Consider the following 13058-nt stretch of genomic DNA (forward strand, 5'->3'; position numbering starts at 1 on the left):
GGCCCTAGTTTAACGTATTTAGGTTATTTTTGTAGAAGGCGTTAATATCATTGTGGATATTAATTCTGCTTAATAATACCATTCCATATAAGTATGTGGTCAGTTCAGATACTCTCAGCTTTTTCAATTCAAGGCACATTGATGACGAAATGGTTATTCCCTTTAGAGTCAGTGTAACGCAGAAGTGGAAACACTGAGAGCCTCACGTAGTGCGGGGTTCAACGCACTTTATGCTACGTTGAATGTTCTCGATATAGAATAACTATTAGCTTCAAACATCCGCCTTGCCTACAGCACATTGAACTCCCGCTGAATGCTCAGATACTTATTAGGAATGGTATAAAACTCAATAACTCTGAGTTATATAGTGACAATCGCGTTTCATTTTTTTATGATAAAAAAAACGGCAAAGAACTCAACAAACATTGATATCAAGACGACTAATTTTTAAATTAATTCTGGCTTTAGCGCTGATAGTGATCAGTTACTTGGTTTTCTCACGGCCTAATTATCCCCAGCTAATACCCAATATGGACAAAGTTGGCCATCTTGGTAGTTTCTTCTGCCTATCACTACTCACCTACCTGGCGTTCCGGCCTAAATGGTACCTACTGACTACAACATTGGCGATCTATGCAGTGTTCATAGAGCTAGTTCAATCGAGACTGCCCTATCGAAGCGCTTCATTAGCCGACTTTATTGCCGATATGGCAGGCGTGCTACTCTTCTATTTCTGTCTCTGGAGTTACCTGCGTTACTTTAAAGCTGCAAAACTTACCGACTCCAGCTAACACTTCCCATAAGAGTAAAGTATGCCTGCAGATAAACCAGCGATGAGCAACAAATCAACACACATAGCCATACTTGGCGCTGGAGCCATTGGCCAACTGATTTTTCACCAGCTAGCCCCTGCTAAACAAATACCCTACTTTTTTGTCAGAGGTGAATCTAGAGACGAACAGGTATTATCTTTCTGTGCGCTATCGGGCAAAAAAAGCCAGACAATAGCCAGGCTGGTTAATCTAACTGAGGATAAAAAGCAATGTTCAGAGAGATCCGGTGAAGATAGTGTTTACTCACTCGCCGTGCAAACTCGGCTATTAATCGTTTGCGTAAAGGCATACCAGGTCAAAGCAGCACTAAAAAACCTGCTGCCACAACTGCCTACCTCCTGTCATATCCTACTGCTGCACAATGGTATGGGACCACACCTTGAAATAGCCCCTATGCTTTCGGGTCGAGGCTTGAGTTTAGGCACGACCTCTCAAGGTGCGCTCAGAACCGAAAGCTGGTCAGTGAAACAAACAGGGGAAGGTGTCACGCAAATAGGTAGCTTAAGTGGACCATCAATGACGCCGGACTTAAAGCAGTTGTTAATAAGTGCAATTCCAAATATTGAATGGTGTGAGCCAATTTTGCCTTTTCTTTGGCAAAAGCTGGCGATTAATGCGGCGATAAACCCGTTAACAGCCATTGAAAACTGTTCGAATGGGGCACTAGCCGCAGAAAAATATCGACAGCAGATCTGCGATATTGTCGAAGAAATCGTTGATGTGGCATTGGCAACTGGCGTTCATTTGGACAAGATATCACTCACCAAGCGGGTGTTCAATGTTATTGGGCTTACCCGTGCTAACTTCTCGTCGATGCACCAAGATGTTGTTAATCAGCGACGAACTGAAATAGACAATATCAATGGCTATGTGGTCGAAAGAGCCAAGGAGTATGGATTAACAGCTGAAGTTAATGAAACCTTACTCAAGCAAGTTCAGCAGCTTGAATCTGGCTATTTAACGTAACCTAAGCGAATAGTCATTTCCAAACATCTAGCGCCATACATTAAATCACAACATCCTAATACTAACTTAACTACAGTCTCATCGGCGGCTCTAGTTTCGATATTCATAGGCAGCATTTGACTTTTATGTCTACTATTAGTTGAACGGCAGCTGACTGAAAACAATGGATTAGTTATGCAAAGAGAGCAGTGGAACTCGCGAGTTGGCTTTATCCTCGCAGCGGTAGGCTCAGCGATCGGTTTAGGTAATATCTGGCGCTTTCCCTATATGGCCTATGAAAATGGCGGTGGCGCTTTTTTTATTCCTTATCTGTTTGCCATGCTCTCTGCTGGTATTCCTTTTATGATCATGGAGTTTAGTTTAGGCCATAGGCTCAGGGGCGCAGCACCAAAAGTCTTCTCCAAGCTTGGACAAAATTACGGGCTTAGGCTGGAGTGGTTAGGCTGGTTTCAGGTCTTTATTGCAGCCATTATTGCTATTTATTATGTTGCGATTATCGGCTGGGCGATATCATTTTTTAGCTTTTCCTTCACTCAAAGTTGGGGCACGGATACCAATGCCTTCTTTTTCAAAGAGTATCTACAACTTGGCGAGCACTCACCAACAAATTTAGGCCTGTTCCAAATGCATATTGCCATCCCAATGGCTATTGCTTGGTCAATCACTTCCCTTGCCATTTTCACCGGGGTTAAGGGAGGTATTGAGCGTGCAAGCAAGATAATGATGCCTTTACTCTTTATTATGGTCTTGGCACTGATTGGTCGAATTATCTTTCTTCCAGGAGCCTTAGAAGGCCTGAATTATCTATTTGAACCAGATTTCAGCAAGATTTTTGATGCAAAAGTATGGTCAGCAGCCTACGGACAAATTTTCTTCAGCTTAAGCGTCGGCTTCGCCATCATGCTCGCTTATTCGAGTTACCTACCAGATAAATCAGACATTAATAACAATGCCTTTATGACTGTGCTGATAAATTGCGGCTTCTCCATTTTATCCGGAATACTCATCTTTGGCGTGCTCGGTTACATGGCCATGGAGCAAGGTAAGGCATTAACCGATGTCGTATCATCTGGGGTCGGGCTGGCTTTTGTGACCATTCCTGCTGCGATCAATTTGCTGCCAGCACCTTATATATTAGGACCGCTTTTCTTTCTAGCGCTCGTCGTTGCAGGCTTAAGCTCACATATTTCAATTATTGAAGCTGTTACATCTGCAGTGATGGATAAACTACATTTATCTCGAAAACGAGCAGCTAGTTTAGTCTGTGGCATCGGTTTTATTGTATCTATGGCCTTTGCTACCAGTGGTGGGCTATTGCTGCTCGACTTAGTTGATTATTTTATTAATAACGTCGCCTTATTGGCTAGTTGCTTTGTCGAACTGCTCATACTCGCCTGGCTATTTAAAATTGCAGATATCAGAGATTACGCGAATCGAATATCTGAATTCACAGTAGGCCATTGGTTCGACCTCTGTTTACGATTTATCAGCCCCACTATGCTCGCCATTATTTTGGTAAAAAACTTAGTTAACACAATATCTGAAGGCTACGGCGGTTACCCTATGCGTGATCAGCTAATTCTTGGTTGGGGGCTTATTGCTTGCATGCTTGTGTTGTCACTATTCATTAACCTGTTTAGCAAAAATAACGATGAAGTCTAGATCTAAGCATGCTTAGGTATGGGCACTTTAGACTAGCCTCCTAGTTATGAAACAGCACTTAAGAGAGATAAATATATGAGTATTTCTGCCATTATCATGATGAGCTTAGCCCTGTTGATCACATGGGGAGGCGCAGCCCTTTGTATAAAAATAGCCATGAAAAAAAACAAGAAAAATAAGCACGAATAAAACAATTCTGTTCGTTAATACTTAGCCTTTAACGACATTTCGTTTTTAATCACACTCAACTTGTTGCAGTAATGCCTCAACTCTAGCTATCGCCTCCATAGAGACCGCATTCTTACGGTAATTGATATAGATAGGCCTTTGCCATAACTCTGCTCCTTCAACGATAAACAGCTGCTTTGTAGCAAGCTGAGACGAAACTAAAGTTGAGGGTAAGTAAGCAGCACCTGTGTTATCCAAAATAAAATCCAGTGCAATTCTTCCCGTTGATGTCCTCAAGAAAGGTGCCGGAGCTTTATTGTGACGACTAGCGTGCTCAGATGCGAAGCGTGTTCCCCAATCAATATATACATAGTTATCTGATAGTGCCGTCATTACATCGCAATCTTGTGTAGAAACTAGCAGCAGCGACATCTCAGTCACCACTTTACTTTGTAACTCATCGGACTTTAACGGATCGAACGAGAAAGCAATATCTAAGGTACGCTCTATCAAGTTACGATTTAATTGCTCACGACTCAGCGCCTCGGCTTGAAAACCACAACCGGAAAATGCATTCGTTATCAGACTTAAACTACGCTGCAGGTACGCATCCCAAATATTAGGTGTTCCCGCCAGAATGAGCTGCATTGACTTAGTATCGCTCAAAGCCAGTTCATTCTTAGCTTGCTCGAGTGTATTAACCATAATGTCGGCGTAAGCAACTAAACGCTCGCCAGAACTGGTCAATTTGATGTTATTTCTATCTCGAATAAACAGACTTGTGCCGAAGAAAGATTCAAGCTGTTTAATTCTGGCACTCGTCGCAGCTTGGGTGATATAGAGGTTTTCAGCAGCACGGCCAAAATGTCGGGTTTTAGCCACCTCTAAAAACGTTTTAAATACTTTTACGTCCATCTTGAGATCTCTTAATTGTTCAAAAGGAGAATATCAAGGAATCGTTATGGTGACGATAAAAATCATTTGTTTCTCTTTTTATGACAAAACACCTACCTTCACAATCAGTGGATCTGTTTCACGATTAATCATTTAAGGCTATAGAGGTCGTTATGTCTGAAGAATCATTTCGCTTTGGTCAAAAGTCATTTACTGATGATATTAACTTTTCAAGAGGTTTTAGAAAGTCGGGGGATTTCACTCTGCTAGAAGCTGAGGTGCTAAGCCTATACGGCGAGACCATGCTTTCCCTTGAAGCCGGTATTTTAGAGCCATTAACCCTAGAGGAAAACAACTTTGTAAGAATGCTTAAACAGCCTCAAAAGGCAAAGACAAAATTGGAATTGGTTTGGATTAAGTACATAAAACTGACTCGTGAACCTAGACGCTTTCATAGCTTACATAGCTTACATAGCTTACATAGCACTAGCCATAAGCCTAAAGCAGAGAAAACTCCAGTACCAGTACTGGCAGTAGAAAGCCTTCAATTGCTGCACGCTTAAGTTATCATTCAAAGTGGGTTCAATAAAAAACAATGATTGAATCCACGTATCTACCGAGCGGAAATCATTTGCTGCAATGGCATCTTTTTCACGGTAAATTAGCAGCACCTTTTTATCTCAGCGTTTGGTATAGAACCTTTTGCATCAATCCTTTCATCTGCAATCTAAAAATTGGCGTTTACCCATGCTTGGCTATGGTCTGATGTTAGTCTTGATTATTATCAGTGTAAACTTCTGGGATCGAGTCATTGCAGACATGATGCATGCTCAAAACTATTCTGGCACCTTGCTAAAGCTTCTCAGTCAAGTCCCTGCTTTACTCGAAGTGATAGCCGCCGCCTTTATCCTTAGCCTGTTAATAAAATCTTATCGTGACCGATTTACTCAGTTATGCATCGACTTGATAGCGATATTGCTCATTGCCAGCTTAGTGAGAATTGGCGCTAAAGCCATTTTTGGCCGAACTTGGCCTGAAACTTGGATTTACACCGAATCGGGCAATAATCCATCCTGGATAGCTAATGGTGTGGAAGGCTTCCATCCCTTTGCGTCAGGATTGGCCTATAACTCTTTCCCTTCTGGTCATGCCCTGTTTACTTTCGCACTCGCCACTGTTTTTTGGAGCTATTTTCCCCGCTTAGGACTTTTTTGGCTTGCCTGTATGGTCGGTGTTTTTATCGGACAGCTTGGTCAGAATTATCACTTTTTTGGCGATTTACTCGCCGGATCAACATTAGGAGTATTTATTGCCCATATGGTAATTATTACAACTCAAAAACTGCGAACTGCAGAGCACAATGCTTCCAAAGCAGATTAAAGAAGGCTCTTATACCGATTGATATTAACCCCACATCACTAAGATTGCCGCGACTGCGATTAATACCAAAGCCAACAGATCTTTTATTTTTACCTTCTGTTTAAGCCAGAACATGGCAATCAACAAGGTGAAAAAGACTTCTATCTGACCTAAGGTTTTGACGTATGGCACCGTTTGTAACGACATGGCTGTGAACCAGCCTATTGAACCTAAACAACTCGTCGTACTGGTTAGCAGTGTCAGCTTAGGTCGCTCAAGCAAGGCGCTTATAGTCGGTTTATCCGTTATAACGAGATAAGCTAGCAGGGCAATAGTTTGTACAGTGATGACAAAGAGCAACACCCAAGCTGCCCCATGTGGAAAGGGTAAATCGAGTATTAAGCTAGCCTCTCGAACCCACAGAGAGGTTAACGCGAAACCTGTTCCACAAGCTAAACCAATAACGGCGGTTTTTAATGAGATCTCTCTAAACCCCTTAGCGCTACTCATCATGAAAACAGCAATTCCTCCGATGAATACACCAAGCCAGCCTAAAACGCTTAGATAAGTGCCGAAAAATATCACTCCGAGTACCGCAGCAGCCAAGGCTTCACTTTTAGCTAGTCCGGCCCCTACAGCAAAGTTTTTAAGCTTAAACAGTTTAACCATTAATGCTGTGGCCAGTATCTGCACTGCAGCAGCACCTAATACATAAAGGCAAAATTGTGTTGTGAATTCCGGCATAGCGACAGGCCACCACAAATATAAACCACACAAGTAGAGTGCAGCTATAGGTCCAGCCCATATGAACCGCGCTAATGTCACACCTGAAACCTTGATATCTTGGCTAAGTTGGCTCTGAAATGCATTGCGCCAAGCCTGCATAGACGCGGCAAGCAAGGTAAATAAAATCCACATAAATTACTGCTACTTCTTAAATGCTTAAGTCAGATCTTAAGGGTATCCTATCGGCTTGATGCAAACGAGCCTGTGTTCATCAAAGTTAAATATACTCATTATCACCAGAATAAATACAATAGAAAAAGCCCCGAAAAATCCGAGGCTTTATTCATATTTATACATTAGCTAAAGCTGATTATCGCTTAATAGGTGTAACTCGCGCCTAAGCCTAGCGGCATGCCGATTGACCAATATATCAATAGCCAGCTACTCCAGAGTGCGAGTAAACACAGACTAAATGGCAACATCATAGAGATTAAGGTACCAATACCGATATTCTTCACGTAGCGCTGACAGTAAACTACCACGAGTGGAAAGTAAGGCATCAATGGGGTAATGATATTGGAGCTGGAATCACCGACACGATAGGCCGCTTGCGAAAGATCTGGGCTGATATTGAGCTGCATCAACATAGGCACGAGTACCGGACCAATCAAGGCCCACTTAGCCGACGAGGAGCCGACAAACAGGTTTACAAATGCCACTAAGATGATCATACCGACTACGGTAACTTCGGCCGGAAGGTTCATCGCTTGAAGGCCACTCGCTCCTTCTACTGCAATCAGTGCGCCTAGGTTTGAGGCCGAAAATGCCGCAACAAACTGAGCACAGAAGAACGCCATCACGATGTAGTGTGCCATACCAGACATAGATTTAGACATGGCTTGCACCACATCACTGGAGTTCTTAAAGGTGCCAGTCATATACCCGTAAATGACACCAGGAATAACGAAGAAGATGAAAATTAATGGCACTATTGATTGCATTAAAGGCGCACTGAAGCTAGTGAGCGATCCATTGGCATCACGCAGTGTTGAGGTTTCAGAAATCGTCAACGAGAAGAAACCGATCATTGCCGCCAGCATAACTAAACTTGCAATAAGGAATGCCTTCTCCTCTTTAGGCGTGCTCTCCTCCATTGAAGGCACATCGACCTCATCATGATTAACCTTATGAGTTCGATTTAATCTTGGCTCGAGTACCTTATCAGTTAAGTACCAGATAATTAACACGATTGGGATACAGGAACTTGCAGCAAAAAACCAGTTATTCAACGGGTTAATCTGAATATCAGGGTCTACAATTTGTGCCGCTGACTGGGTAAAACTTTGCAGTAGAGGGTCGATTCCCGACGGAATAAAGTTAGCACAAAAGCCACCCGATACACCGGCAAACGCCGCTGCAATACCCGCTAACGGATGGCGTCCAACAGTGAAGAAAATCACCCCAGCTAAGGGGATAACTACTACATAGCCAGCATCGGTGGCGGTGTGAGAGATAATGCCTACCAATACCACTGCTGGCGTTAGAAACTTAAGGGGAGTGACTTTAAGCATCTTCTTAAGCGCGGTATTGATAAAGCCTGAGTGCTCGGCAACGCCTACACCTAGCATAGCGACGAGTACCACGCCCAAAGGTGCAAAGGCGGTAAACGTGCTTACCATACTAGTCAGGAAATGAGTCAATGCCTCAGCGCTGAGCAAATTTTTAACTTCAATAGGGGAGCTGGTTCTAGGATCAATCGCTTCAAAGCTGACACCAGATAGCAGCGCCGACAGTCCCCACACAGCAAAGAGTAAAATAAGGAATAGCATCGCTGGATCTGGCAGTTTATTACCCACCCGTTCAATACCATCTAATATCCGCCCAAGCTTCCCTGGAGCACTTTGTTCATTTGCCATCATTCATCACCTTCAAGTTAGTCTTGTCTTGCTCTTTCACTATCGAATAATGATATATGAAAGGCGCAACTTTTTTAATATAGCAGCACAATACAGACACACTCTGTAATCAAGCTTAATCATCATTAAAAATTGACAATAAAAAGCCCCGGCATTGGCCGAGGCTTGATTCACTCTTTAAGCTAGATATTACTTACTGGTATCGATCGCATCAAACGACTTAACCAAGTCATCAACGGCCTTCATCTGAGTCAGGTAATTCTCTAGTTGATTTAGCGGTAATGCACACGGTCCATCACATTTTGCATTATCAGGATCTGGATGCGCTTCGATAAACAAGCCCGCTATACCTAATGCCATACCACTTCGAGCAAGTTCTGTCGCTTGGGCGCGGCGTCCGCCAGCACTGTCAGTACGGCCACCAGGGCGCTGAAGTGCATGGGTGGCATCGAAGATAACTGGGTAACCCGTTTGCTTCATCTCATCCATACCCAGCATGTCTACGACCAAGTTGTTATAACCAAAGCTAGAACCACGTTCGCAAAGAATGATCTCATCATTACCCGCTTCATTAAACTTGGTGACGATATGACGCATCTCATGAGGCGCTAGAAACTGAGGTTTCTTCACATTGATGATGGCGCCTGTTTTAGCCATTGCAACAACGAGATCAGTTTGACGTGCAAGGAAGGCTGGCAGTTGAATAATATCAACCACTTCAGCAACGGGTGCACATTGATGGATCTCATGTACATCGGTTATCAGAGGCAAGTTAAAGGTCTTCTTGATCTCTTCAAAGATCTTAAGTCCCTCTTCCATTCCCGGACCGCGATAAGAATTCACCGATGAACGGTTTGCTTTATCGAAAGAGGCTTTAAACACATAAGGAATGCCAAGTTTCTGAGTGATTTCTGCATAGGTTTCAGCAATCTTCATTGCTAAATCACGAGACTCAAGCACATTCATGCCACCGAATAACACAAAAGGTTTATCGTTAGCTATCTCGATTGAACCTAGACTTATGACTTTATTACTCATCTGTACTTCTCTCTAAAAGAGCCAAGGCCAGCGCCTCGGCATGAATCAAAAAACGTTGTTTATATAAAATACTCAGCTCTAGCCAGGCATATATCTACCACATAAAAGCTTAAACACAGCATGCAGTGTTTAAGCTTATAGGCCTTGAGTCGCTATTATCTGTAATAACTGACCGCACATCCAAGCCAAGTATTTACCACAAAAGCTTCCTACAGCGTGCTGTGTTTAAAGCTTATAGGCCTTGAGTCGCTATTATCTGTAGTAACTGACCGCACATCCAAGCCAAGTATTTACCACAAAAGCTTCCTACAGCGTGCTTTTTTTAAAACTATAAGCCCTGAGTCGCTATTATCTGTAGTAACTGACCACACATCCAAGCCAAGTATTTACCACAAAAGCTTCCTACAGCGTGCTGTTTTTAAAACTATAAGCCCTGAGTCGCTATTATCTGTAGTAACTGACCGCACATCCAAGCCAAGTATTTACCACAAAAGCTTCCTACAGCGTGCTGTTTTTAAAACTATAAGCCCTGAGTCGCTATTATCTGTAGTAACTGACCGCACATCCAAGCCAAGTATTTACCACAAAAGCTTCCTACAGCGTGCTGTTTTTAAAACTATAAGCCCTGAGTCGCTATTATCTGTAGTAACTGGCCACACATCCAAGCCAAGTATTTACCACAAAAGCTTCCTACAGCGTGCTGTTTTTAAAACTATAAGCCCTGAGTCGCTATTATCTGTAGTAACTGACCGCACATCCAAGCCAAGTATTTACCACAAAAGCTTCCTACAGCGTGCTGTTTTTAAAACTATAAGCCCTGAGTCGCTATTATCTGTAGTAACTGGCCACACATCCAAGCCATATACGTTCCTACAGCATAGCCCAATACTGCTAGCAGTACGCCAACCGGTGCTAATGCAGGATGGAAAGCCGCTGCAACCACTGGCGCTGATGCAGCGCCGCCAACGTTGGCCTGACTGCCTACTGCCATATAAAACAGTGGAGCCTTAATTATCTTAGCCACTATTAACATAAAGCTTGCGTGAATGAGCATCCAGATAATACCGATAGCAAAATACCAAAGATTATCAGGATCTGCCAGTTTTGACACATCCATATGTAAACCGATTGTCGCGACTAGAATATACAGAAATACGGTTGCCACTTTAGATGCACCGGCTGCTTCTATGTGACGTACGGGACTAAATGACATCGCAAGACCGATTGTCGTTACTGTCACGATCAACCAGAAAAACTTAGACGTTAAACTGTAATCACGCGTCCAGGGATAGTTTGCTTCGAAAAATGGACCAAGAAAATCAGCGATGAGATGAGCAAGGCCTGTCACACCAAAACCAATTGCAACAATCAGCATCAGGTCGTTCAGGCTTGGTATACGCGCATTTTCCGCATGATACTTTTCAACTTTAGCCTTAAGCTCTTCAATAGCTGTGGTATCAGCGCCCGTTTTAGCATCGATCTGTTTTGCCTTAGATGCCATAAACAACAGAACGGCCATCCAAATATTGGCGACAATCACATCTACCGTCACCATGATAGAGAAGATATCTCCGCCAGCCTCGTAAATCTCCTTCATCGCAGCTTGGTTTGCACCGCCGCCAATCCAGCTACCCGCGAGCGTCGTCATACCACGCCATACGGCTTCAGGCCCAGTGACGCCTAACACGTCAGGGTTGATAGCAGAGATGATCAGTAACGCAATAGGTCCGCCGATCACGATCCCCACGGTACCGGTTAAGAACATGATAATAGCTTTGGGCCCTAAAGACAGAATGGCCTTAAGATCGACGCTCAATATTAGTAACACTAAACAGGCTGGTAACAAATATCTTGATGCCACGAAGTAAAGCTGAGACGTGTCGCCATCGATAATATTAAATGTGTTTAGCAAGGAAGGTAGGAAGTAGCACATAAGTAGTGCAGGGATAAACTTATAGAACTTGGTCCAGAATGGATGCTTACTATTACTGGTATAAAATACAAAACCTAAAACGACGGCCAACAGGCCTAGCGCTGTGGCATCATTTGTCACTATGGCTGTACTACTCATGCTGAGTTATCTCCCCTACGATAGCATTATTGTTATTTTAATTTTTATTATTTATGTAGATTGTTATTTTCTATTTTTGGTTGAACGTTTAATTCTGATATGAGTGTCGAAACTTGATTCAGGCGATTATTTACTTAAATTGGCAAGCTCAAATAGGTAAACACAAAAGAGGCAAGTCTAATGACTTGCCTCTTAATATTTAGTGATAAACTTCTCGTTCATCCGAGAGCTCTTTGAGCTGCATCTTAACCAACTCAATCACAGGGTCATGAGGGCTGTTATCGACAAAGTGCTTCAAGTCAGCAGCGGCAACACTAATGCAGCCTAATTGCTGGGCGATGAAAGCACGTTCACGATTGAGGTTTAAGTCATCAGGATGCCATTGTAAGAGCAAGTTACAGCATTCCATCGCTGGCTCAAACTGATGAGAAACAATACTGCCAGCTTTTAGCTCATGGATCATTCGAGAGACTAATCGCTTCAACGTAACAGGCTTGAGATAGCTAGGCTTAAAACCGACACCATTCCCCAATTCACCACGAACAAGCACATGTAGCTCATGCCGAGTTAAATCTTTGCCCGTTAATGGGTCAATGTAACGTATCTCGGCATCAATACGACTGCAAAGCACTGTCGTACCTGGGAGCAACAAAGGTTCTAATTTTAGGTCCAACTGCTTAGCGAGTAACATCAACACTGTTGCTAATGTCGTGCTATTGCCTTGACGAGTGGTGATACAAGCAGCAAGGTCTGCCGCTTCTACACTAAAGTAAGATTCACGAACACAGAATCCTAAGTCTTTATAAAACCAGTTGAGTAAGCCATCAAGCCTTTGCTGACGATCAACGACGTAGTGACTCAATACAGAGCCAGCGATTTCAAGCCAAGCCCACTTTGCAGCTTCTACCTTAGAAAAACCTAAGTGCTGTGAAATTTCAAAAGCTTGTTCAGGCAATTGAATACTGTCATTTAGAGTCAAAGTCGTCATTATCCCATCAATACCGCTTGCTTAAACATGGCTAACTTTGCCGCATAAACCACCCAAGCTATCGCACCTAGAGCTGCAAACACTTTAAACAACTTACCTTTATTGGCTTTCAGTGAAATGGTAGCCAGAATGATATAGGCAATAACAGCTGTAAACTTCTCGGTTAACCAAGGGTCGATAAATGGATATTGCTTAATAATAAAACAAAGTGTCAAACCAGACAGTAGTAAGAGAGTATCAATCACATGAGGGGCAATTTTGACTAGCTTTTTATCCATAATTGGAGATTGACGCATGTGTAAAACAAAGCGAACTAGGAAAAACAGAACACTAGCGGCAATGAAGGTTAAATGAACATGCTTGATAGCAGGATAAAGGCTGTTGAGGGTTTCCATTTAAAACTCTTATGTGGCTGACAAAGGCGGTAGTGTACCTGA

The 13058-nt window shown here is 42.9% G+C and carries 13 protein-coding genes; 6 read left to right on the forward strand and 7 right to left on the reverse strand.

Annotated features, from left to right (window positions below):
• Nucleotides 1-425 precede the first annotated feature (425 nt).
• The 4 genes from FM038_RS18830 to FM038_RS18845 all read left to right on the forward strand — a co-directional run bounded on the left by FM038_RS18830 (nucleotide 426) and on the right by FM038_RS18845 (nucleotide 3650).
• Nucleotides 426-791, forward strand: a complete 366-nt coding sequence (locus tag FM038_RS18830; RefSeq protein ID WP_142870563.1) for a VanZ family protein — start codon at nucleotides 426-428, stop codon at nucleotides 789-791.
• Between the two features lie 21 nt (nucleotides 792-812).
• Nucleotides 813-1799: a ketopantoate reductase family protein gene (locus FM038_RS18835; protein ID WP_223292903.1), complete on the forward strand. Its 987-nt coding sequence runs from the start codon at nucleotides 813-815 to the stop codon at nucleotides 1797-1799.
• 174 nt (nucleotides 1800-1973) lie between these two features.
• Nucleotides 1974-3461, forward strand: a complete 1488-nt coding sequence (locus FM038_RS18840) for a sodium-dependent transporter (protein WP_142870564.1) — start codon at nucleotides 1974-1976, stop codon at nucleotides 3459-3461.
• A gap of 75 nt (nucleotides 3462-3536) precedes the next feature.
• Entirely contained in the window at nucleotides 3537-3650 is a 114-nt protein-coding gene (locus FM038_RS18845; RefSeq protein WP_142870565.1) for a methionine/alanine import family NSS transporter small subunit, read from the forward strand.
• Nucleotides 3651-3695: 45 nt separating this feature from the next.
• Here the strand turns inward: FM038_RS18845 and FM038_RS18850 are convergent, their stop codons facing one another.
• Nucleotides 3696-4544 (reverse strand): LysR family transcriptional regulator, encoded by an 849-nt coding sequence (locus tag FM038_RS18850; RefSeq protein WP_142870566.1) that lies wholly within the window; start codon nucleotides 4542-4544, stop codon nucleotides 3696-3698.
• 152 nt (nucleotides 4545-4696) lie between these two features.
• Between FM038_RS18850 and FM038_RS18855 the strand changes: the two genes are divergently transcribed.
• Both FM038_RS18855 and FM038_RS18860 read left to right on the forward strand, forming a co-directional pair.
• Nucleotides 4697-5086 (forward strand): MaoP family protein, encoded by a 390-nt coding sequence (locus FM038_RS18855; RefSeq protein WP_142870567.1) that lies wholly within the window; start codon nucleotides 4697-4699, stop codon nucleotides 5084-5086.
• 139 nt (nucleotides 5087-5225) lie between these two features.
• On the forward strand, nucleotides 5226-5903 hold the full coding sequence (locus FM038_RS18860; protein WP_223292904.1) for a phosphatase PAP2 family protein: 678 nt from the start codon (nucleotides 5226-5228) through the stop codon (nucleotides 5901-5903).
• A gap of 24 nt (nucleotides 5904-5927) precedes the next feature.
• On the opposite strand, the gene FM038_RS18865 is transcribed toward FM038_RS18860, so the two are convergent.
• From FM038_RS18865 to FM038_RS18890, 6 genes are all read right to left on the reverse strand, one after another.
• Entirely contained in the window at nucleotides 5928-6800 is an 873-nt protein-coding gene (locus FM038_RS18865; protein WP_142870568.1) for a DMT family transporter, read from the reverse strand.
• A gap of 185 nt (nucleotides 6801-6985) precedes the next feature.
• Nucleotides 6986-8524 carry an AbgT family transporter gene (locus tag FM038_RS18870; RefSeq protein ID WP_142870631.1) on the reverse strand — a complete coding sequence of 513 codons (1539 nt, stop codon included), beginning with the start codon at nucleotides 8522-8524 and terminating at the stop codon, nucleotides 6986-6988.
• 189 nt (nucleotides 8525-8713) lie between these two features.
• On the reverse strand, nucleotides 8714-9562 hold the full coding sequence (gene kdsA / locus FM038_RS18875; protein WP_142870569.1) for a 3-deoxy-8-phosphooctulonate synthase: 849 nt from the start codon (nucleotides 9560-9562) through the stop codon (nucleotides 8714-8716).
• A gap of 808 nt (nucleotides 9563-10370) precedes the next feature.
• Nucleotides 10371-11633: a DUF819 family protein gene (locus tag FM038_RS18880; protein WP_142870570.1), complete on the reverse strand. Its 1263-nt coding sequence runs from the start codon at nucleotides 11631-11633 to the stop codon at nucleotides 10371-10373.
• A 199-nt stretch (nucleotides 11634-11832) separates the two neighbouring features.
• Nucleotides 11833-12621: a transglutaminase family protein gene (locus tag FM038_RS18885; RefSeq protein WP_142870571.1), complete on the reverse strand. Its 789-nt coding sequence runs from the start codon at nucleotides 12619-12621 to the stop codon at nucleotides 11833-11835.
• Entirely contained in the window at nucleotides 12621-13016 is a 396-nt protein-coding gene (locus tag FM038_RS18890; RefSeq protein WP_142870572.1) for a SirB2 family protein, read from the reverse strand. Before FM038_RS18890 ends, FM038_RS18885 begins: the two co-directional genes overlap by 1 nt.
• Nucleotides 13017-13058 lie beyond the last annotated feature (42 nt).

The sequence above is a fragment of the Shewanella eurypsychrophilus genome (assembly GCF_007004545.3).
GTDB classification, from domain to species: Bacteria; Pseudomonadota; Gammaproteobacteria; order Enterobacterales; family Shewanellaceae; genus Shewanella; species Shewanella eurypsychrophilus.